The sequence below is a fragment of the Enterobacter sp. DNB-S2 genome (genome assembly GCF_019443845.1).
GTDB classification, from domain to species: Bacteria; Pseudomonadota; Gammaproteobacteria; order Enterobacterales; family Enterobacteriaceae; genus Enterobacter; species Enterobacter asburiae_B.
In genome coordinates this window covers 3026717-3047264 of the sequence record NZ_CP050520.1, presented here as the reverse complement: position 1 = coordinate 3047264, position 20548 = coordinate 3026717, and the positions used below count along the sequence as shown (strand labels likewise).

Here is a 20548-nt window from a genome sequence, read left to right as displayed (position 1 = left end):
TCGTCAAATATTGATAAGACGCAAGAAAGCGACAATGGTCGCCATAAATAACTTTAGTTACTTAATGCTGAATTAAGTTATTTAAAAGCAAAGAGCCGAACTGTTCACATTTCTCCCGGCAGGCCCGTGCTAATTTCATGTTGAGCCTGTTTTTAGAAAAGGCCATCTAAGTCTTTATTTATATTTAAGAACATTTATTCGTATCAGGAATAGTTTCAGTTATTCCTTTCTCTGTTTATCCGAACACAAATTCAGGTGATTATATGAAAGATAATCCTGTACCGACTTCTGAACTGTCGACCTCGCGTTTTGCCTTTGGGCTCAACAATACCGAGGTGGGCACTGTCCCGTTGATGCTGTTCGTCGGGATTGCCGCGATTGTGGCGACGTCCGCCTGGGCAGGGCTGCTGCCAAAAAATATGATTGGTGGACTCGCGGTCATCATGACCCTCGGCTTCGCGTTTGCCAAAGTAGGGCGTCAAATCCCGGTGCTGAAAGATATCGGCGGCCCGGCGATCCTGTGCCTGATGGTCCCCTCCGTGCTGGTCTATTTTGGCGTATTCGGGAAACATACCCTTGATACCGTGCATCTGCTGATGAAAGAGGCGAATCTGCTCTATTTCGTCATCGCCTGCCTGGTGGTCGGCAGCATTCTGGGGATGAACCGGGTGCTGCTGATCCAGGGGATGATGCGCATGTTTGTTCCACTGGTGGCCGGAACATGCATGGCCGTGCTGAGCGGCCTCATTGTGGGCTCACTGTTTGGTTATACGCCTTACCACACCTTCTTCTTCATCATTGTGCCCATCATCGGCGGCGGGATTGGCGAGGGGATTTTGCCGCTGTCCCTGGCCTATTCGGCAATACTGGGGCAGACGCCGGACGTCTACGTTGCGCAGCTGGCACCCGCTGCAGTCGTCGGGAATATCTTCGCCATTATTTGTGCGGGATCGCTGGCGCGTCTCGGCGCGAAACGTCCTGCGCTTTCGGGAAATGGCATGCTCACGCGGAGTAAAGACGACACCAGCCTGTTTGCCGGGGCGCAAAGCACGCAGCAGACGGATTTTCATCTGATGGGGGGCGGATTGCTGATGGTGTGCGCGTTTTTCATCGTCGGCGGATTGTTTGAAAAACTGGTACACATTCCCGGCCCGGTGCTGATGATCCTGATTGCCGTTCTGTGTAAATACTTCAGGGTGATCCCGGCCTCAATGGAGCAGGGCGCGCACAGCTGCTATAAATTCGTCTCTGCTGCGCTGGTCTGGCCGCTGATGATCGGCCTCGGGATGTTATACGTGCCGCTTGAAAGCGTGGTGTCGGTCTTCTCGGTGGGATACGTGGTGGTATGCGGTTCGGTCGTGATTGCGATGGCGCTGAGCGGCTACTTTATCGCGTCGCGTCTGAATATGTATCCTGTGGAAGCGGCCATTGTGACCTGCTGCCACAGCGGGCTGGGCGGAACGGGGGACGTGGCCATTTTGTCCGCGTCTAACCGGATGTCGCTGATGCCGTTCGCGCAGATCGCCACCCGCATCGGCGGCGCGTCGACGGTGATTTTCGCCACGCTGCTGATGGGCTGGATAATGGCGCACTGATCCGAAACGTCAGGATGCTGAATCGCAACGACATTTTCAGGGTGCCGCTGCGGTTCAGTCCTTTATAAAACTCACCGCGCTGTATAGAATTACCGCACCCACAGCGACGGGATACCACACGATGACCGGAAGAGTTGATTATCAGATTGAAAAATATCTCCTTACCGAAGCCGCCGAGCCGGAGCGCCTGACGCGCCAGTGGGCAGAGGTGATGGAGGAGTGTCGTGAGCAACAGTCCGGTGCAGAGGAGCGGCTGCGCCTCGCGTTGCTTAATGTGGATTACGTCACCAGCTTCGAGCTGCCCTTCAGGCTGCTCCTTACCCGTGCGCCCCAGCTGATAGACGTTGTCAGAAAAGAGCTTCAGCTCAGTCAGAAAAATGTTCTGTTCAACGGCAAGCGCTTTGGCTGCGTCTATAGCCTGAAAAGAGATCTCGACGGAATACCTGACGAATTTACCTATCAGCTGAAAACGCGTATCCAGCGCAGTGACGCGACAGGATGCAATGAACTGCCTTACCGGCAAATTGCCCAGCAGGTTAAAGCCCCGAAGGAACGCCTCAGGCTGGCGCTGGAAAACGGGCTGTCGGTGACGGCACTCGACGGGCTTTTCTGGTTTGGCATTCAGCGCATCGCGGCCGATGTGCAGAGATTACGCAAAACGGGGATGAGGATCGCGACGTCCGACGCCGAGGTGTTTGATACGCTGACCAAAACAACCCGGCGGATCCCTGTTTATAGCCTTGCTCGCCCGGAATGAGTATTCGCCGCTGACCGGTCGACGGCATCAAACATGACGGAAAATTGCGGCCAGTTTTTTTACAGCGTCTTCTATTTCCCTTTCCGTGTAAGCAGCAAATCCCATCAAAAAACCGGTGGACGCGGGGGGACCTGCATATAAATTGGTAAGACCAAGTATATCAACACCCGCGCGGCGGGCGGCGGTGGCTATTTCTTTCTCGGATATGCCGTGCTTCAGGTGACAAGGCATTTGCATTCCCCCCGCAGGCGTTTCACAGGTAACATATTCGGAGAGATATTCGTCCATCATGCTTGCCAGCGTGTCGCGACGAGCAACATAAATACTCCGCATCTTACGAACATAGGCGCCAAAATGGCCTCCCTCCAGAAATTTAGCCAGCGTCAGCTGGGTTATTGAGGCGGTGTGACCATCCATTAATGTCCTCGCCATGGTAAAGGGCTCTGTCAATTCTGAGGGAACGATCATGTAGGCAATTCGCAGCCCAGGGAACAGAGACTTGGTGAACGTGCCGATATAAATTGTCCGGTTATACGTATCAAGCCCCTGAAGACTGGCCATAGGCTTACCTTCGTAGTGAAACTCGCTGTCATAGTCATCCTCAATAATCCAGGCTCCGTAACGGTTTGCCCATTTAACAACTGCCAGTCGTCGGTCAAGAGAGAGCGTCACCCCGGTGGGGTACTGATGAGAAGGCGTAAGGTAGATCGCCCTGGCAGGCTCGGTCAGAGAATTAAGCCCGTCAACCGAGATGCCTTTTTCATCAAGAGGAACCGGAATACAGCGAAGCCCTGCAGCGTTGAACGCTTTGTGTGCCCCTTGATAAGAGGGATCTTCAATGACAATGCCATCCCCGGCGTCCATCAGCACGTGGGAACAGAGCGCAAGCGCCTGTTGAGAACTTGTCAGAACGATGACCTGTTCTGCCCTCGCACGCGTTCCGCGCTCAAGGTTGACATATTCCGCAATTGCCCGTCGCAGGCGCTCTATACCCTGGGGTGGACTTTGCTCTAACGCCTGGTGCTGAAACTCCTTCAGTACCTGTCGCTGAAGACGCTCCCAGATCGGAAGGGGAAACATGCGGGTTTCAGGAATGCCGGGCGCAAGGGGGCGAGGTGAAGAAAACTCGCGGATCCCGCCGCTTTCATAAACGATCTTTCCCCGGACGCTGAGTTTTGCTTTTCGTATCTTAGCGGTTGGCTGATGCTGTCGAGGACGGGGTTTTAAAAAACGCGCGCTGGAAGAGACGAAGCTCCCTCTGCCTGTTTGTCTCTCAATAAAACCTTCGGCATGCAGGCTGGAGTAGGCCGCTTCAATGGTGTCCCGTGAAACGCCGAGAGAAGCCGCCAGCGCGCGTGAAGCAGGAAGGGTCTTTCCGTGGGATAATACCCCTTCCAGTATCAGCGTCCGTATTGCTCTCTGGATCCTTTCATGAAGCGGTAGCGATCCGTTAGCGGGGTCGATAATCCATGCCTTAACCGTTTCTAGCTGCGCGTGCTTAAACATTACGTTGTCCACTTTCACTCTGTATCTCTTGATTCTAAAGCAATAGTGCATGCAGCAGGATGAAAAATTGGTCTGCCTTGATGCCGAGAATTGGCGGGGCAAAACGTGCCATTCAGCGAATACACTCTTCCTGAAACGAATAAACGGGTGAGCAAAGAGGCAATATGAATAATACGAGCGTGATAATTGAGGCAGTTAAAGAACGTGATTTTGAAAGCTGGATGCCGCTATGGGGAAAATATCAGGCGTTTTACAACGTCGATCTGTCCGGGCCCATTACTGAACGAACCTGGCAACGATTTTTCAGCTCCGTTGAGCCGCTATTCTGCGTGGTGGCACGATGTAATGGAGACGTAGTGGGTTTTGCGCATTATCTTTTTCACCGTTCGACATGGGCTGAGAGCGATTACTGCTACCTCGAAGATTTATACGTCTGCGAAGCCGTAAGGGGCAAACACATTGGCAAACAGTTAATAGAATATGTTCAGAGAGAAGCGAGAAAACATCATGCCAGTCACCTTTACTGGCATACGCATGAAGCCAACTATCGCGGGCAACGATTGTACGACTGGATTGCGAAGAAAAGTGGAATGATTGAATATCGTATGCACGTAAGATAAACCCCTCTGCTGAAATTATGCCCCTTACATCTTTACGGGGCATTTTTCAGGGGATAACAGGTATATCCTTATGATTTAGCCTGTAAAAGTATCTCCATCAGCCCTGGAAAACGGGCATCCAGATCCTCTCTTCGCAACGAAATCATGTTCTCCCGCCCCTGCGGGCGCTGCCAGATAACGCCGCTGTCGCGCAGTACGCGCCAGTGGTGGGTCATTGTCGATTTCACCACATCCTCCGGGCGCAGCGCGTTACAGCTGAGTTCGCTGCCATCGGCCAGACGGCGAATTATCGCAAGCCGGAGCGGGTTGCCGAGGGCAAACAGCACATTTTCCAGCAGTATTTGTTCAGTTTCAGGGTGGTTTGGGATCATCGTTTTCCTGCGTTTGGCGTCAGATTGAGCTATATCAACAATAGGTCAACCGTTAAAAAATAGTTCGATAATACTCGTACAATAGGACTATTATAGCAAACGAACGAATGCACGACCATCCTGGTCGTCACAGACAAGTCATAGTGACTAAGGAAATATCATGCCCCGACCCATCCCTCTCGAACGTTATCGCAACATCGGTATCTCCGCGCATATCGATGCCGGTAAAACCACCACCACTGAGCGCATCCTGTTTTACACCGGGATGAGCCACAAGCTGGGTGAAGTACACGATGGCGCGGCAACCACTGACTGGATGGCGCAGGAGCAAGAGCGCGGGATCACGATTACCTCCGCGGCCGTCAGCTGCTTCTGGCCGGGTATGGACAGAGGCTATGAGCCGCACCGGATCAACATCATCGACACCCCGGGGCACGTGGATTTCACCATTGAGGTGGAACGTTCTATGCGCGTGCTCGACGGCGCCGTGATGGTGTATGACTCCGTGGGCGGCGTGCAGCCGCAGTCGGAAACCGTCTGGCGTCAGGCCAATAAATATCACGTTCCGCGTCTGGCCTTCGTCAACAAAATGGACCGTCCGGGTGCCGATTTCTTCCGCGTCGTGCGGATGATGCAGGAGCGCCTGAAGGCCAATCCGGTGCCGATTGTCATCCCGGTGGGTGCAGAAGATCATTTCACCGGCGTGGTGGATCTCATCAAGATGCGCACCATTCTGTGGGACGACGCGTCGCAGGGCATGGTGTTCACCTATGCGCCCGTGCCGGACGATTTGGTCAGTACCGCCCAGGAATGGCGGGAAAAAATGGTCTCTGCGGCGGCGGAAGCCAGCGACGAGCTGATGGACAAATACCTGGAAACCGGCGACCTGACGGAAGCGGAAATTATCAAAGGGCTGCGTATTCGCACCATCTCGGGTGAAATTCAGCCGATGCTGTGCGGCAGCGCGTTCAAAAATAAAGGCGTGCAGCGCATGCTCGATGCGGTCATTGAGCTCATGCCATCGCCGCTGGACGTGCCTGCCATTGATGGCGTGGATGAAAAAGGGCAGCACGCGGAGCGTCATCCAAGCGATGATGAGCCGTTCTCGGCCCTGGCGTTCAAGCTGATGAGCGACCCGTACGTCGGTCAACTGACCTTTATCCGCGTGTACTCTGGCGTGCTGCGCAAAGGCGACGCGGTGTACAACCCGGTGAAAGGGAAGAAAGAGCGCATCGGGCGTATCGTGCTGATGCATGCCAACGATCGCCACGAGGTGGACGAACTGCGCGCCGGAGACATCGCGGCCTGCGTGGGTCTGAAGGATGTGACCACCGGCGACACGCTCACCGATCCGAACGCCGTGATCACGCTTGAACGCATGGAGTTCCCGGATCCGGTTATCTCGCTGGCGATCGAGCCGAAAACCAAAGGCGATCAGGAGAAAATGGGGATCGCGCTGCAGCGTCTCGCGGCGGAAGATCCGTCTTTCCGCCTGCATACTGACGAAGAGTCCGGCCAGACCATTATCTCCGGGATGGGTGAACTACACCTTGAGATCATCGTCGACCGCATGAAGCGCGAGTTTGGCGTCGAGGCGAACATTGGCCGCCCACAGGTAACCTACCGTGAAACCCTGCGTAAAACGGTGAAGGATATCGAAGGTAAATTTGTTCGTCAGTCCGGCGGTAAAGGGCAGTACGGCCATGTGGTGCTGAGCCTGGAGCCGCTGGAGCCCGGGAGTGGCTTTAAATTTGAAGATGCCACCAAGGGCGGCGTGGTGCCGCGCGAGTATATCCCGTCCGTTGAGAAAGGGCTGCGGGAAGCGATGAACAGCGGCGTGCTGGCGGGCTATCCGGTCGTTGATGTCAAAGCGACGCTGACGTTTGGCTCGTATCACGACGTCGACTCGTCTGAGATGGCGTTCCGCATGGCGGCGATCCTCGGCTTCAAAGAGGGCGCCCGCAGGGCGGATCCGGTGATTCTCGAGCCGATCATGCACGTGGAGGTGGAAACGCCGGAGGAGTACGCCGGTAACATTATGGGCGATCTCTCCTCCCGCCGCGGCATGGTGCAGGGGATGGCAGAGCAGTACGGAAGCCAGATTATTCGCGCTGACGTGCCGCTGGCAGAGATGTTTGGTTATGCCACGACATTGCGCTCGATGTCCCAGGGACGCGCGACGTATACGATGGAGTTCCATCATTTTGCGGAAGCCCCGCGGAATGTTGCGGATGAGATTATTTCACGACGTGCGAAGTAGTAAGGTCACCCTCTCCCAATAGGGGGAGGGTTTTCTCAATCCAGCGCCTTCACCATCTTCCCGCTCGCGACAAACGTCCCGGCACCAAGATGATGCAGCGTATTCAGCTTATCCCCGTCAAACTGCCAGCGCCCGGCGATAAACGCGCGTTCATCGGCTGCCGCTGAAACCACTTCACCAAACAGGGTATCGTATTTTTCTGCCGCGGAGGTGACGGGTAATAACCGACACTCCATCCACGCCAGACATTTCTCTTCAATTACCGGCAGGCCAAGTTCAGGACCGTTCACGACCGGGATCCCGTAGCAGTTGAATTTGTCCTCATCGCGCCCGCTGACGCTACCGACCGCGTATGTCCAGTTGGCCGCCGCCACGCCGGGAATGACGATGCCAAACTTCCCGCTGCGCTCAATCAGCTCGCGTGACCAGGTACTTTTATCCACGACTATCGCGATGCGCGGCGGTTCAAACTCAACGGGCATTGACCATGCGGCGGCCATCACGTTGCGTCTGTCGAGGCTTTCATCCCGACTGGTGATAAGCACAGTTGGGCCGTGGTTCAGCAGACGGCTGGCATGACGTAATTCAACGGGGCGAAAGTGGCTCATAGGATCTCCTCATCTACACCGATGAGTATGACGAAAAAGCACGGAAATCAAAGTGGGTGCGTAAAATTAGTTTATAAACAGAACATCTCAATCAAAGGAAACTGATGTATGTCCCCATTTCTGACCGCCTATTTTGCCCGCATCGGCTGGGCGCAACCGACGCGGGTGGATATCGATACCCTGCGCGCGCTGCATTTACATCACAACTGTGCGATCCCTTTTGAGAATATTGATGTCGTTCTGCCGCGTGAAATCCAGCTTGACGATCGGTGCCTGGTCGACAAGCTGGTCACCGCACGTCGAGGGGGGTACTGCTTTGAGCAAAACGGCCTGTTTGAGCGCGTCCTGCGTGAAGTCGGGTTTACGGTGCGTAGCGTGCTGGGACGTGTGGTATTAGCGAATCCGCCGCAAATGCCGCCGCGCACGCACCGTCTGCTGCTGGTTGAGCTTAACGGTGAGCGCTGGATTGCCGATGTGGGGTTTGGCGGCCAGACGCTGACGGCGCCGATTCGACTGCTCGCTAATGAAGAACAGGAGACGCCGCACGGGCTGTATCGTCTGCTGAGCGAGGGGAACGACTGGGTGCTGCAGTTCCGTCACCACGAGCACTGGCAGTCGATGTACCAGTTTGACCTGACGACGCAGTATTTCAGCGATTACGTGATGGGGAATTTCTGGTCGGCGCACTGGCCGCAGTCGCATTTCCTTCATCATCTGTTGATGTGTCGCCATCTGCCGGACGGCGGCAAGCTGACGCTAACCAACTTCAACTTTACCCACTGGCAGAACGGTCACGTAGAAGAACAGATCCATTTGCCGGATGCTGAGGCGCTTTACCAGCTGATGCAGGAACGCTTTGGGCTGGGCGTTGACGATGCAAAACACGGATTTTCACTGGCGGAGCTGACGGCGGTAATGGCGGGCTTTGATACACATCCTCAGGCCGGGAAATAATGCGCAAAGGGGTCGGCCCCTTTGCCGTACCGTAAGCCGGGCAGGGCGTAGCCGCACCCGGCAACATCACTGCTGAGACGGGCTAGAAAACAACTCGAGCGTGATTAATTTATCAAGATGGTTGTTAAAGGCGGCTTCGTCCATTTCGGGCATGTTTAAGATATACATTCCGTCAAGACCGCACACCAGACCAATCAAGCGCCAGGCAATATTTTCCGCTCGATCGCCCGGTTTTAATGCCCCGGCCTCCGTTCCCGCTTTGATAAGCGCCACCGTTTCCTGGTGCCACATCTCCATGGTCATCACATAGGCACCTTTGATGTCGGCATCGCGGCTGGCCAGGATCTGCGCTTCACGCCACAGGCGAATATAGGGCTCAAACCTGCCGTCATCGCTGCCGAGCATGGCATGAAGCTGCTCCCGCCAGCCGGCCTGTTTACCCGCGACATCCGCATCCAGCAGCTCGCGAATTAGCCGTACGAAGGCCAGCGATTTTAGCTCGCCGCCGGACGTAAAATGATGATGCACCTGGCCGGTGGCGACTCCGGCCTCGGCGGCAATACGGCGTACCGTCATTGCAGCCAGTCCTTCAGCCAGCGCCACGCGCATGGCGGCCTGTAAGATGGCTTCCCGCCGTTCATCCTTGCTTAGATATCGCATGTTTACTCTCTCTCAATGGGAATGAAACGAGTGTAACAAAAAGCTGGACATGCGTTCAACTTTACGTAGGATCGCATCCTGGACATGTGTCCATGTTTTAAAACAAAAGGAAATTTATGTTTCGTCAGTGGTTAGCGTTAGTGATTATCGTGCTGGTGTATATCCCGGTGGCGATCGACGCGACGGTGCTGCACGTGGCGGCGCCGACATTGAGCATGACGCTGGGCGCCAGCGGCAATGAATTGCTGTGGATCATCGATATTTACTCGCTGGTGATGGCGGGAATGGTGCTGCCGATGGGCGCCCTGGGTGACCGCATTGGCTTCAAACGACTGCTCATGATCGGCAGCACGCTGTTTGGCCTGTCGTCGCTGGCGGCAGCGTTTGCCCCGTCAGCAGACTGGCTGATTGCGGCGCGCGCCTCGCTGGCAATCGGCGCGGCGATGATCATTCCGGCTACGCTGGCAGGGATCCGCACGCTGTTTATCGACGCGCGGGATCGTAATATTGCGCTCGGCATCTGGGCCGCGGTGGGGTCCGGTGGCGCGGCGTTTGGCCCGCTGATTGGCGGTATGCTGCTCGAGCATTTCTACTGGGGCTCGGTGTTTTTAATCAACGTGCCGATCGTGCTGGTGGTGGTTTCGCTGGCCGCGCGTTTTGTGCCTCCTCAGCAGGGCCGCCCGGAGCAGCCGCTGAATATCAGCCATGCCATTATGCTGATAGTGGCGATTTTGCTGCTGGTCTACAGCGCAAAAACAGCCCTCAAAGGCGCACTGTCGCCGTGGGTGGTCGCGTCCGCGCTGGTTACCGGCTCGGTGCTGCTGTTTATCTTCGTGCGTATTCAGCTCCGCGCCCGCGTGCCGATGATCGACATGCGTCTGTTCTGCCATCGCATCATTTTGAGCGGCGTGGTGATGGCGATGACCGCCATGATTGCCCTGGTCGGGTTTGAGCTGCTGATGGCCCAGGAGCTGCAGTTTGTTCATGGCTTTACGCCGTTTGAAGCGGGAATTTTCATGCTGCCGCTGATGGTGGCGAGCGGGTTTAGCGGTCCGATCGCGGGCGTGCTGGTCGGGCGATTAGGGCTACGCATCGTCGCGGCTGGCGGAATGGGGCTCAGCGCCGTTAGCTTTATCGGCCTGTCGATGCTTGATTTCAGCACGCAGCAGCTGCTGGCTTCTGCCCTGATGGTTCTGCTCGGCTTCAGCGCCGCCAGCGCGCTGCTGGCCTCGACCTCGGCGATTATGGCGGCCGCGCCGAAAGAGAAAGCCGCCGCCGCGGGGGCCATTGAAACCATGTCCTATGAACTGGGCGCCGGGCTGGGGATCGCCATCTTTGGTCTGCTGTTGACCCGCAGCTTCTCGGCGTCGATTGACCTGCCGCAGGGGCTGAACGCCTCGCTCGTCGATAAAGCCTCGTCATCCATTGGCGAGGCGATGAAGGTGGCGCAGGATCTGACCCCGACGCTGGCGGAGTCGGTGATTGAGGCGGCGAAAAGCGCGTTTATCACCTCGCACAGCGTGGCGCTGGGCAGCGCGGGCGGCATGCTGCTGCTGTTGGCAGTGGGGATCTGGTTCAGCCTGGCGAAGGCCAGGCCGCAGTAATACAGGGCGCGCGGTTGGCGCGGGTGGGGCAGATGGGCTATGTTTTTTAAAGGATTATCTGACTCTTGCTGGAAAATATGAGCCCTCGCCACAGCAGTGAACCGTCCCAACCGTTCTCCCGGTTAACCCTGCTTGCAGGGGGTGCGCTGGGCGTCGTTTTTGGTGATATCGGCACCAGCCCGCTCTATACCTTCCGCACGGTGCTGTCGCTCTCTGAGCATGACCCTACGCCCGGCGTCATACTGGGCCTGCTCTCCCTGATTACCTGGACACTCATCCTGGTAACGTCCATAAAATATGCCGCCTTTGCCATGCGAATTGATAATCATGGCGAGGGGGGCATCATGGCCTTAATGTCGCTTCTGGTGGAGAAAGGCAAAGGCGGGCGCTGGGTTATTTTTTCCGCCCTGATCGGTGCCGCTTTAATTTACGGTGACGGCGCGATAACCCCGGCAATCTCCGTGCTTTCTGCCCTTGAAGGGCTGGAGATGGTCATTCCTGAATCTCAGCCGTACATATTGCCCCTGACGGTGGCGGTTCTGCTGGCGCTGTTTCTTCTTCAGCCTTTTGGGACTGCGCGAATAGGGAAAATATTTGGCCCGGTTATGGCGGTTTGGTTTTTGGCGATTGCTGCCCTGGGCGTGCGGGGGATCGTTCAACACCCCTCGGTATTGCTGGCCCTCAACCCTGCGTACGGCATCGCGTTTTTGTTTTCGAACGGGTACACCAGTTTCCTGGTCCTGGGCGGCGTTTTTCTCTGCGTGACGGGGGCCGAGGCCCTGTATGCAGACATGGGGCATTTTGGCAAAAAGCCCATCTGGCTTGCCTGGTACGGCATCGTCTTTCCTTCGCTGCTGCTCAACTATGCCGGCCAGTCAGCGCTGATTCTGGCCGGTGCCGACAGCAAACAAAACCTTTTCTATACGCTCTGTCCGCCGGTGCTGCAGGTTCCGCTCATCATTCTTGCCGCGCTGGCGACGATCATCGCCAGTCAGGCGATTATTACCGGCGCTTTTTCCATGACGCGCCAGGCCATACAGCTTGGCTGGTTACCCCGATTACGCATCAAGCAGACGGCGGCGGAAAGCTACGGCCAGATTTATATCGGAATAATCAACTGGCTGCTGATGGGGGTGACCATCGGGCTGGTGGTGTTCTTTAAATCCTCCGATAAGCTCGCCGCCGCGTACGGCATTGCCGTGTCGTTAACCATGCTGATGACCACGGGGCTGCTGTTTGTGGCGATGCGCGAAGTGTGGCGCTGGAGCCTGGCCAGCAGCGCGGTGATTGCCCTCTGTTTCCTGGTGATTGATGCCACCTTCTTGTTTGCCAATCTGATTAAGGTCCTGGAGGGCGGCTATATTCCGCTGCTGATGGCCGCCGCTATTTGTACGGTGATGCTGATCTGGCACCGCGGCGTTAAGGCGGTATCCGCATCGGTGGGCGAGAAGGGCGTCAGCGTGGATGCGTTCTTTGCCCAGCTTCAGCAAAAGACGGTGCCCAGAGTGGCGGGCTCCGCCGTCTTTTTGACCCGGACACAAAACAATATCCCGCCGGTCATGCGCTGGCACGTCGCGCGAAACCGGGCGCTACAGCAGGATGTGTTGTCGCTTACCATTGATATTCTGAATGTGCCCTACGTGGGGGAAGAACAACGCATCAGGGTAGAGCAGCGCGCGCCGGGCTACTGGCACGGCGTGGCGCAGTATGGCTTTATGGAACATCCGGACATCCCGCGTTTGCTGCAGGGTGTCAGCGAGATTAACGCGCTTTTCGCCACGGATGACGCCACCTGGTATGTCGGGCATGAAACCATTGTGGCAGGCGAGGGTGAGGCAGGGATGGCGGCCTGGCAACGGCACATCTTTGCGTTCATGAAGCGCAACTGCACGCACGTCATCAACCACTATCACCTTCCCAGCGATCGGGTTGTCGAAATCAGCCGACGCGTTGCCGTGTAGATTCTGGCGAAAGCAGAGGTCCTCTGCTTTCGCACCGTTCTATCTCTCAAGGGACGCGGACAGGACGCTATGCAATAACACGTTCGCCCCTTTCTCCGCCCACTCTGGCAGGATCCTTTCCGCTTCGTTATGGCTGATGCCTTTCACGCAGGGGATAAAGATCATGCTGGCGGGCGCCATTTTGCTGACATAGCAGGCGTCATGTCCCGCACCGGAGACCATCGGTTTCGACGAATAGCCCAGTTCCGCCACGGCCTTCTCCGAACGCGCCAGACATTCGGCGTCAAACGCGATGGGCGCGTAGTCGAAAATGCGCTCAACGGCAGCCGCGACGCCGCGCAGGCTGAGGCTTTCAGCCACCTTATGCAGCGCCGCTTCCATGGTTTCCAGCGCCTGCTGCATAGGATGGCGAAACTCAACGCTGCATTCCACGCGAGACGGCACGACGTTGCGCGAGTTTGGCGTAACCTTCGCCATACCGATCGTTGCGCGTCCGTCCGGCGCATGCCGGTAGCCAATCTCTTCCACCTTCAGCGCCAGCTCTGCGAAGGCGGTCAGCGCGTCGCGGCGGCTGTGCATCGGCGTCGTGCCCGCGTGGGCGGCGAATCCGTCCAGCGTCAGGGTAAACCAGCGCTGGCCCATTGCCGCGCGGACTAACCCGATATCAATGGCTTCATCTTCCAGGATCGGGCCCTGTTCGATGTGCAGTTCGTAGCAGGCGTGAACCGGAAACGCGCGGGCAGGGGTTTCACCCCGGTAGCCAATGCTCTCCAGCGCTTCGCCCACGGTGATACCATCGTTATCCGCGCGGGCATGGGCGTACGCTTCGCTAAACTGTCCCGTCCAGACCCCCGAAGAGAGCATGGCTGGCGCAAAGCGCGCGCCCTCTTCGTTAGTCCAGTTCACCAGCACAACGTCACGTTCAGTCTCAACGTTATGGTCGTTAAGGGTTCGCAGCAGCTCCAGCCCGGCCAGCACGCCGTAAACCCCGTCGTAGTTACCGCCCAGCGGCTGGGTATCCACATGTGAACCCGTCATGACCGGGGCAAGCTGCGGGTTTTTCCCCGCGCGACGGATAAACATATTGCCCATGCTGTCGACGTCGCAGCTGAAACCCGCTTCCAGCGCCCAGTCGCGCAGCAGGTTACGCGCAATACGATCCTCCTCGCTCAGCGCCAGGCGGGTCACGCCTCCGGCGGGCGTGCCGCCGATCTGCGCCATCATCTCAAGCGTTGACCACAGCCGTGCGGCGTTGACGCGGATCATGTTTTGTCCTTACTGCTGCGGTAGCGGAAATCACAGCACGAACCGCCCTGCATGATGGTGGTCGTGCGGGTCAGCTTCACGTCAGGCGCATAGCCAACGATGAATTTTTCATCGCGCGCGCAGGAGAGCAGATGACCAATCTCGCCCAGCCCCATTTCGTGATACATCTCCGCGTAACGACAGCGGGTCACGTTGTAGTTGTACTGCTGGTCGTCGGCGTCAATCACCTTCACGTCCAGGGCGTTATCTTTCTCCCACAGATACTGCAGGGCGATGAAGCTCCTGACGTCCGCGCCGTTGGGTTCTTTGCTGGCAAACGCTTTGCCAGCGTCAATTGCGGCCTGCTCAATGGCCTCGCCAATGACCGCCTGGGCGCGGGTTTTCCCTATCTCGCGCACCAGGATTTCATAAATTGGCTTTATAATTTCTGCTTCAATTTTGCGGCGGGCGAGAATGCCCAGCTCGTTATTATCACTCATCACATTGCCCTCGCTGCGTTACTTCGCTTTTGCGCCACCCAGCACGGTCTGCGGCTGCCATTTGCCGTCGACAACTTTGTAAACGGTGAAGGACGGCGATTTCAGGTTACCTTCTTTATCAAACGCGATCTGGCCGGTGACGCCGGAGTAGCTGATGGCGCGCAGGGCTGGCAGATAGTCGGATGGCTCAACGGAGTCTGCTTTTTCCATCGCCGCAACCAGCACGCGGGTGGCGTCATAGGCGAACGGGGCGTGCAGTTCGATATGGGTGTGGTAGCGGGACTGATAGGCCTGTTCGAATGCCTTTCCACCCGGCATCTGGTCAACGGGCAGACCCGGCTCCAGCGCCACCACGCCTTCGCCTTCTTTCTGCGCCAGCTGCAGGAACGTCTGGCTGACAAATCCGCCTGCGCCCATCAGGGTGGCGTTCATGCCCAGCTGTTTGATACGACGCGCCAGCGGTGCAGCCTGGCTATCGACGCCGCCGAAGAAGATCAGATCGGCGTTTTTACTCCGGATGGCGGTCAGCACGGCGCTGAAATCCACCGTTTTGTCATCAACGTACTGACGATCGACAACCTTCACGCCCTGCGCTTCAAGGGATTTAATAAACTGGTCCGCCAGTCCCTGACCAAAGGCGGTACGGTCGTCGATCACCGCAATGCGTTTGGCTTTCAGCGTATTGACCGCGTACTGACCGGCTAGCTGACCGCCGTCGTCGTCGTGGCCCATCACGCGGAAGCTGGTATCAAAACCCTGCCTGGTATAGGCGTGACCGGTCGCGACCGGTGCCACCTGTGCGATGCCCGCATCGTGATAGATACGTGCGGCAGGAATGCTAGTACCGGTGTTCCAGTGACCGACAACGCCCGCCACGCCGCTATCCACCAGACGCTGCGCCACGGCCACGGCGGTGCGCGGGTCGGACTGATCGTCTTCGGACTGCAGTTTGAAGGTCACCGCTTTGCCACCGATGGTCGGGTGCTGCTTGTTAATGTCGTCAATGGCCAGCTGCGCGCCGTTCTCCAGATCCTTACCGATACGGGCAGACGGGCCGGTGAGCGGGCCTGCCAGGCCGATAACCACGGTTTCACCGTCGGCTGCCCACGCGGCCGTCGAGGCAAAACTGCCGAGGAGGATAGCGGCGCTGAGCGCACTGATTTTTACTGTTTTCATTGTATTTCCCTGATGTTGGCTGGTGTTGTTAAACGGGCATTTCGCCCAAATAAATCTGTGCAATCTGGTCGTCATTGAGCAGCGCTTTCGATTCGCCATGATGAACAATGCTGCCGCTGTCCATCACCCACGCGCTGTCGGTCACCTCCAGCGCGAGACGGGCGTTTTGTTCGATGAGCAGCAGGGCAACGCCGCGCTCGCGCAGGCCGGCAATGACGGCAAAAATGTTTTCTACCATCTTCGGGGCGAGGCCCATCGAGGGTTCGTCGAGGATCAGCAGGCGCGGGTGGCTGAGCAGGGCGCGGTTAAGGGCCAGCAGCTGTTGCTCACCGCCGGACAGCAGGCCGGCGAGCTGATGCTGGCGTTCGCCCAGGCGCGGGAAGCGCTCGAAGATCTCGTTCATCTCGCGCTTAACGGTGACAGTGTCACGCCTGAGCCAGGCGCCCATCTGCAGGTTTTCCAGCACCGTCATTCGGGAGAAGATCCCTCGGCCTTCCGGGACCATCACCAGACCGTCACGGAGCAGGGTTTCGGGCCTGTTCTCACGCACCGCTTTACCGTTGAATTCAATACGGCCGCTAAAGCTTTCCAGCCCGGTAATAGCGCGCACCGTGGAGCTTTTCCCCGCGCCGTTAGCGCCGATCAGCGTAGCCTGTTCGCCCTCGCGCAGGGTAAAAGAGACATCGCGTACGGCCTGAATGCCGCCGTAATGCACGTCCAGACGTTCCACCTTCAGTAATTCAGACATGGGCGTTGCCTCCAAGCCAGGCGGCGATCACCGCCGGGTCGCGACGCACGCTCTCCGGCGTGCCGCTGGCGAGCGTTTTGCCGTAATCAAGCACCGTCAGGCGATCGCAGATGCCCATCACCAGCTTGACGTCATGTTCGATCATCAGCAGGGTTTTGCCGTCATCGCGAAGGCGGATAAGCAGCTCGCCGAGCGCCACTTTTTCCGCTGCGTTCATCCCGGCGGCGGGTTCATCCAGCGCCAGCAGCAGCGGATCCGTTGCCAGCGCGCGGGCAATCTCCAGACGTCGCTGATGGCCATACGCCAGATCGCAGGCGCGGTAGTGGGCGAACTTCGCAATGCCGGTGTACTCCAGCCAGTGCCAGGCCAGCTCCCGGGTCTGTTTCTCTTCTTCGCGAGCGCGTTTGTGGCGGCTCAGCGCGGCCCACAGGCCGTTGCGGGTGCGCACGTGGCGGCCCACCATCACGTTTTCCAGCACCGACATGTCGTTAAAGAGGCGCACGTTCTGGAAGGTACGCGCGATCCCGGCGGCGGTGACTTTCTCAATGTGCTTTGGGAAATAGGGCTTATCGGCAATGGAAAATTCACCGCTGTCCGCCGGATAAAGCCCGGTGATCAGGTTAAAACAGGTGGTTTTTCCCGCCCCGTTAGGACCAATCAGGCCGTAGATCTCGCCCTTGTTCACGGCGATCGAAACGTCATCCACGGCGGTAAGCCCGCCGAAGCGTTTGGACATGTTGCGTACGGTTAACAGACTCATGTATTCACCTCCTTGTGGCGTACCGGCCAGATCCCGGCAGGACGCACCAGCATGACCAGCACCAGCGCCAGGCCGTAGAACAGCTGACGCAGCACTTCCGGGTCAATCAGTACCGTACCGAACAGCGCCTGCTGAACCGGAGCTGCCTGACTGCGCAGCAGTTCCGGCAGGGCGGTAAGCAGTATCGCGCCGAGGATCACGCCCGGAATGTGTCCCATCCCGCCCAGCACCACCATCGCCAGCACGGCAATGGATTCCTGTAACGTGAAGGATTCCGGGGAGACAAAGCCCTGGAACGCGCCGAACAGGGCACCCGCCACGCCGCCAAAAGAGGCACCCATCGCAAAGGCCAGCAGCTTATAGTTACGCACGTTGATGCCCATCGCGCGGGCCACATCCTCATCTTCACGGATGGCGTGCCAGGCGCGACCAATACGGGAATGCTGCAGGCGCAGGCAGACAAAAATAATCGCCACAATCACCAGCATCAGCAGGTAGTACCACAGCCACAGGGCGGGCACTTTGAAACCAAACCAGTGGTATACGCCGCTAAACTTCAGGCCGAACAGATTCAGCGTATCCACCCCGGTAATGCCCTTTGCACCGTTGGTGATGTTCACCGGACGGTCGAGGTTGCGCATCAGGATGCGGATGATTTCGCCAAAACCGAGGGTCACTATCGCCAGGTAGTCCCCGCGCAGCTTCAGCGTGGGAGCGCCCAGTAAAATGCCGCAGACCGCAGCGACGAGCGCCGCCAGCGGAATAATCAGCAGATATGAGGTGTGCAGCCCGTCCGGGAACCAGACGCCGAGGAGAGGAAACACCTCCAGCAGGTGTGGCGAGGCCATCAGCGCGGCGAGATAGGCGCCGACCGCGTAAAAGGCGATAAACCCCATATCCAGCAGGCCGGTATAGCCCACCACAATGTTAAGCCCCAGCGCCAGCATGATGTAGAGCAGGGCGAAGTCGATAACGCGCACCCAGTAGTTGCCGCCAAGCTGCGTGGCCACCACGGGCGCAACCAGCAGCGCGAGGCAGAACAGGACCATGCCTGACCAGAATTTGCGCGTCGCCGCCGGGGTTTGTAGTTGAAGCGTTGTCATTGTTTCCCTCACGCCCTGTGCGCTACGCGCTCGCCCAGCAGGCCTGCCGGACGGAAGACCAGCACCAGAATCAGGACCATGAAGGCAAAAACGTCCTGATAGTTGCTGCCAAAGACGCCGTGGGTCAGTTCACCCAGGTAACCTGCGCCCAGCGCTTCGATAATGCCGAGCAGGATCCCGCCAATCATGGCGCCACGAATGTTGCCAATGCCTCCCAGCACGGCGGCGGTAAAGGCTTTGATCCCGGGTAAAAAGCCCATCGAGAAGCTGGCGTTGCCGTAGTTGCTGGCCATCATGACGCCTGCCAGCGCGGCAAATACGCCGCCGATGGCGAACGTCAGGGTAATAATGGCATTGGGGTTAACCCCCATCAGCGTGGCCACGCGCGGGTTTTCCGCCACGGCGCGCATGCCGCGCCCCAGGCGGGTGTATTCCACCAGCAGCCATAGCCCCGTCATCACCGCAAGCGCCAGCGCCACGGTAACAATGCCGGTGACGGTCACAATGGCGGGGGGATGCATTTCACTTCCCGACGTTACGGCGATCGGTTCCATGGGCAGGATCTGCGGGAACATCAGCGGATTGCGCGTCCAGATAATCATCGCCACGGTTTGCAGCAGGACCGAGACACCGATACCCGAAATAAGCGGTGCCAGGCGCGGGGCGTTGCGCAGTCGACGGTAGGCAAAGCGCTCCACGGCCATTGCCAGCAGGGCGCAAACGGCCATGGCAATCGCCAGGGCAACGCCAAGCTGCAACAGCAGCGGCATGTGAGGAAAGGTGGCGTTCAGGGCGTTAATGGCGGAAAGGGTGGTGAGCGCACCGACCATCAGAATATCGCCGTGAGCAAAGTTAATAATGCGCAAGATGCCATACACCATGGTATAGCCCAGCGCGATCAGCGCGTAAATGCTGCCCAGCATCACACCGTTGATCAGTTGTTGTATGAGTGTATCCAACGTCTGTTCCCGCAAAGTCTTCTTTCTGCGGCTACCATCCGATAAATGAATTTAATTGTAAAATACACATATATTATTTCTTATGATAAACCGATATTGTTTTATCTTAATGATTTATATGAAGATAATGTAATCGCGTTCTCTGGTGAAAAGCCTAAAGAAATCAACATATGAATAAAACAGAACAATCGGCGAGTTTGCCTGCGTATGCAGACAGCCGCCTGGCAAACGATCCGCCGCTTCGGGCCGTCCGTGCCTTTGAGGCCATCGCCCGGCTGGGCAGCGTCACGCTTGCCGCGCAGGAGCTGGATATCTCACCGTCGGCGGTCAGCCATCAGCTCAAGGTGCTCGAAGGGTATCTGCAAATGCCGCTGACGGAGCGTCAGGGGCGCAGGCTGGTGCTGAGCCAGCATGGACGGGAATATTACCGCTCGATCCGTGCGGCGTTTAACGTGCTGCGCCAGGCAACGGAGCATCTGGCCGGGCAGGCGCAAACGCGTCAGGTCACCATCAGCCTGATCCCGCTTTTTGGCATGGGGTGGTTTATCCCGCGTCTGCCTGATTTTATGCGTGCCAATCCGCAGACCGAGATCAACGTAGTGTATGCCAACCACCGTAACTATCTGAGCGATGCGTCGGATATGTCGATTCGTTTTGGTAACGGCCAGTGGGCGGGCTATCAGAGCGAAAAGCTGATTTCCGGACAGATGGTGCCGGTGTGCAGCCGCGCGTTTTTGCGCATTCATGGCCATATCGACACGCCTGAGCAACTGCTGCAAATGCCGCTGCTGCATGATGAAGAGCGCACCACATGGCCGCAGTGGTTTCTGCTGCAGGGGGTAAAACGAGCTCTGCGGCGCAGCGGCCCCCTGTTTGAAGACGGGCTGTTAACGCTGGCGGGCGTGCAGGCCGGGCTGGGCTGCGCGCTGATGCGCGAGCCGCTGATCGCGCCTTATCTTGAGAGCGGCGAGCTGGTGAAGATATTTGACTTACCCATTGATGACGGGCGCGACTATCACCTCTGCGTGCGTTCGGATTCGGAGATGACCGAGGACGGTAAGCTGCTGCAAAACTGGCTGCGTCGGGCGGCGAGCGGGGAGCCGTCAGCCGGGTAAAAGTGACGGATAAAAAAAAGCCAGCTTATTCAGCTGGCTTTTGTAC

The 20548-nt window shown here is 57.5% G+C and carries 19 protein-coding genes; 8 read left to right on the top strand and 11 right to left on the bottom strand.

The genetic code is table 11. From position 1 onward, the window contains the following. Positions 1 to 263 precede the first annotated feature (263 nt). Both HB664_RS14515 and HB664_RS14510 read left to right on the top strand, forming a co-directional pair. The gene (locus HB664_RS14515) at positions 264 to 1595 is read left to right on the top strand and encodes a 2-hydroxycarboxylate transporter family protein (protein ID WP_143346943.1); all 1332 of its coding nucleotides are present in this window, start codon (positions 264 to 266) and stop codon (positions 1593 to 1595) included. Positions 1596 to 1716: 121 nt separating this feature from the next. Next, positions 1717 to 2352, top strand: a complete 636-nt coding sequence (locus HB664_RS14510) for a helix-turn-helix domain-containing protein (RefSeq protein WP_047060957.1) — start codon at positions 1717 to 1719, stop codon at positions 2350 to 2352. Positions 2353 to 2379: 27 nt separating this feature from the next. On the opposite strand, the gene HB664_RS14505 is transcribed toward HB664_RS14510, so the two are convergent. Continuing rightward, positions 2380 to 3858, bottom strand: coding sequence for a PLP-dependent aminotransferase family protein (locus tag HB664_RS14505; protein WP_143346945.1), 1479 nt, complete (start codon positions 3856 to 3858; stop codon positions 2380 to 2382). A 164-nt stretch (positions 3859 to 4022) separates the two neighbouring features. Here HB664_RS14505 and HB664_RS14500 point away from each other — a divergent pair, with 164 nt between their 5' ends. Beyond that, entirely contained in the window at positions 4023 to 4478 is a 456-nt protein-coding gene (locus HB664_RS14500; protein ID WP_143346946.1) for a GNAT family N-acetyltransferase, read from the top strand. A gap of 68 nt (positions 4479 to 4546) precedes the next feature. On the opposite strand, the gene HB664_RS14495 is transcribed toward HB664_RS14500, so the two are convergent. Continuing rightward, positions 4547 to 4849 carry a helix-turn-helix transcriptional regulator gene (locus HB664_RS14495; RefSeq protein ID WP_033145659.1) on the bottom strand — a complete coding sequence of 101 codons (303 nt, stop codon included), beginning with the start codon at positions 4847 to 4849 and terminating at the stop codon, positions 4547 to 4549. 160 nt (positions 4850 to 5009) lie between these two features. On the opposite strand from HB664_RS14495, the gene fusA reads away from it, so the two are divergent. Further along, complete coding sequence (fusA, locus tag HB664_RS14490; RefSeq protein WP_219939691.1) at positions 5010 to 7109, top strand: elongation factor G; 2100 nt, start codon at positions 5010 to 5012, stop codon at positions 7107 to 7109. Positions 7110 to 7144: 35 nt separating this feature from the next. Here fusA and HB664_RS14485 read toward each other — a convergent pair whose 3' ends face one another. After that, a complete protein-coding gene (locus tag HB664_RS14485) occupies positions 7145 to 7717 on the bottom strand; it encodes a flavin reductase family protein (protein ID WP_033145657.1) in 573 nt (190 codons plus the stop codon). A gap of 108 nt (positions 7718 to 7825) precedes the next feature. Here HB664_RS14485 and nhoA point away from each other — a divergent pair, with 108 nt between their 5' ends. Beyond that, positions 7826 to 8671, top strand: a complete 846-nt coding sequence (nhoA, locus tag HB664_RS14480) for an N-hydroxyarylamine O-acetyltransferase (RefSeq protein WP_219939690.1) — start codon at positions 7826 to 7828, stop codon at positions 8669 to 8671. A gap of 66 nt (positions 8672 to 8737) precedes the next feature. Here nhoA and HB664_RS14475 read toward each other — a convergent pair whose 3' ends face one another. Then, complete coding sequence (locus HB664_RS14475) at positions 8738 to 9331, bottom strand: TetR family transcriptional regulator (protein ID WP_196354322.1); 594 nt, start codon at positions 9329 to 9331, stop codon at positions 8738 to 8740. Between the two features lie 116 nt (positions 9332 to 9447). Between HB664_RS14475 and HB664_RS14470 the strand changes: the two genes are divergently transcribed. Both HB664_RS14470 and HB664_RS14465 read left to right on the top strand, forming a co-directional pair. Beyond that, entirely contained in the window at positions 9448 to 10935 is a 1488-nt protein-coding gene (locus HB664_RS14470; RefSeq protein WP_219939689.1) for an MFS transporter, read from the top strand. Positions 10936 to 11012: 77 nt separating this feature from the next. Beyond that, positions 11013 to 12896, top strand: coding sequence for a potassium transporter Kup (locus tag HB664_RS14465; protein ID WP_219939688.1), 1884 nt, complete (start codon positions 11013 to 11015; stop codon positions 12894 to 12896). 39 nt (positions 12897 to 12935) lie between these two features. On the opposite strand, the gene HB664_RS14460 is transcribed toward HB664_RS14465, so the two are convergent. The 7 genes from HB664_RS14460 to HB664_RS14430 are packed head-to-tail and all read right to left on the bottom strand — an operon-like array spanning position 12936 to position 19387. Continuing rightward, positions 12936 to 14162, bottom strand: coding sequence for a Zn-dependent hydrolase (locus tag HB664_RS14460; RefSeq protein WP_219939687.1), 1227 nt, complete (start codon positions 14160 to 14162; stop codon positions 12936 to 12938). Beyond that, positions 14159 to 14641 carry an L-2-amino-thiazoline-4-carboxylic acid hydrolase gene (locus HB664_RS14455; RefSeq protein ID WP_029741099.1) on the bottom strand — a complete coding sequence of 161 codons (483 nt, stop codon included), beginning with the start codon at positions 14639 to 14641 and terminating at the stop codon, positions 14159 to 14161. Before HB664_RS14455 ends, HB664_RS14460 begins: the two co-directional genes overlap by 4 nt. Before the next feature lie 18 nt (positions 14642 to 14659). Further along, positions 14660 to 15817 (bottom strand): branched-chain amino acid ABC transporter substrate-binding protein, encoded by a 1158-nt coding sequence (locus HB664_RS14450; RefSeq protein WP_045889252.1) that lies wholly within the window; start codon positions 15815 to 15817, stop codon positions 14660 to 14662. 28 nt (positions 15818 to 15845) lie between these two features. Beyond that, on the bottom strand, positions 15846 to 16565 hold the full coding sequence (locus HB664_RS14445) for an ABC transporter ATP-binding protein (protein ID WP_219939686.1): 720 nt from the start codon (positions 16563 to 16565) through the stop codon (positions 15846 to 15848). Next, positions 16558 to 17325, bottom strand: a complete 768-nt coding sequence (locus HB664_RS14440) for an ABC transporter ATP-binding protein (RefSeq protein ID WP_039262838.1) — start codon at positions 17323 to 17325, stop codon at positions 16558 to 16560. Before HB664_RS14440 ends, HB664_RS14445 begins: the two co-directional genes overlap by 8 nt. Beyond that, positions 17322 to 18428, bottom strand: a complete 1107-nt coding sequence (locus HB664_RS14435; RefSeq protein WP_023335815.1) for a branched-chain amino acid ABC transporter permease — start codon at positions 18426 to 18428, stop codon at positions 17322 to 17324. Before HB664_RS14435 ends, HB664_RS14440 begins: the two co-directional genes overlap by 4 nt. 8 nt (positions 18429 to 18436) lie before the next feature. Beyond that, positions 18437 to 19387 (bottom strand): branched-chain amino acid ABC transporter permease, encoded by a 951-nt coding sequence (locus HB664_RS14430; RefSeq protein WP_094934999.1) that lies wholly within the window; start codon positions 19385 to 19387, stop codon positions 18437 to 18439. A 170-nt stretch (positions 19388 to 19557) separates the two neighbouring features. On the opposite strand from HB664_RS14430, the gene HB664_RS14425 reads away from it, so the two are divergent. Next, on the top strand, positions 19558 to 20502 hold the full coding sequence (locus HB664_RS14425) for a LysR substrate-binding domain-containing protein (protein WP_219939685.1): 945 nt from the start codon (positions 19558 to 19560) through the stop codon (positions 20500 to 20502). The last annotated feature ends 46 nt before the right edge of the window (positions 20503 to 20548 follow it).

Bases quoted from the DNA above. Each gene is read 5' to 3' on its own strand.
- HB664_RS14515 (WP_143346943.1), top strand. From the start codon at position 264: ATGAAAGATAATCCTGTACCGACTTCTGAACTGTCGACCTCGCGTTTT.
- HB664_RS14510 (WP_047060957.1), top strand. From the start codon at position 1,717: ATGACCGGAAGAGTTGATTATCAGATTGAAAAATATCTCCTTACCGAA.
- HB664_RS14505 (WP_143346945.1), bottom strand. From the start codon at position 3,858: ATGTTTAAGCACGCGCAGCTAGAAACGGTTAAGGCATGGATTATCGAC.
- HB664_RS14500 (WP_143346946.1), top strand. From the start codon at position 4,023: ATGAATAATACGAGCGTGATAATTGAGGCAGTTAAAGAACGTGATTTT.
- HB664_RS14495 (WP_033145659.1), bottom strand. From the start codon at position 4,849: ATGATCCCAAACCACCCTGAAACTGAACAAATACTGCTGGAAAATGTG.
- fusA (WP_219939691.1), top strand. From the start codon at position 5,010: ATGCCCCGACCCATCCCTCTCGAACGTTATCGCAACATCGGTATCTCC.
- HB664_RS14485 (WP_033145657.1), bottom strand. From the start codon at position 7,717: ATGAGCCACTTTCGCCCCGTTGAATTACGTCATGCCAGCCGTCTGCTG.
- nhoA (WP_219939690.1), top strand. From the start codon at position 7,826: ATGTCCCCATTTCTGACCGCCTATTTTGCCCGCATCGGCTGGGCGCAA.
- HB664_RS14475 (WP_196354322.1), bottom strand. From the start codon at position 9,331: ATGCGATATCTAAGCAAGGATGAACGGCGGGAAGCCATCTTACAGGCC.
- HB664_RS14470 (WP_219939689.1), top strand. From the start codon at position 9,448: ATGTTTCGTCAGTGGTTAGCGTTAGTGATTATCGTGCTGGTGTATATC.
- HB664_RS14465 (WP_219939688.1), top strand. From the start codon at position 11,013: ATGAGCCCTCGCCACAGCAGTGAACCGTCCCAACCGTTCTCCCGGTTA.
- HB664_RS14460 (WP_219939687.1), bottom strand. From the start codon at position 14,162: ATGATCCGCGTCAACGCCGCACGGCTGTGGTCAACGCTTGAGATGATG.
- HB664_RS14455 (WP_029741099.1), bottom strand. From the start codon at position 14,641: ATGAGTGATAATAACGAGCTGGGCATTCTCGCCCGCCGCAAAATTGAA.
- HB664_RS14450 (WP_045889252.1), bottom strand. From the start codon at position 15,817: ATGAAAACAGTAAAAATCAGTGCGCTCAGCGCCGCTATCCTCCTCGGC.
- HB664_RS14445 (WP_219939686.1), bottom strand. From the start codon at position 16,565: ATGTCTGAATTACTGAAGGTGGAACGTCTGGACGTGCATTACGGCGGC.
- HB664_RS14440 (WP_039262838.1), bottom strand. From the start codon at position 17,325: ATGAGTCTGTTAACCGTACGCAACATGTCCAAACGCTTCGGCGGGCTT.
- HB664_RS14435 (WP_023335815.1), bottom strand. From the start codon at position 18,428: ATGACAACGCTTCAACTACAAACCCCGGCGGCGACGCGCAAATTCTGG.
- HB664_RS14425 (WP_219939685.1), top strand. From the start codon at position 19,558: ATGAATAAAACAGAACAATCGGCGAGTTTGCCTGCGTATGCAGACAGC.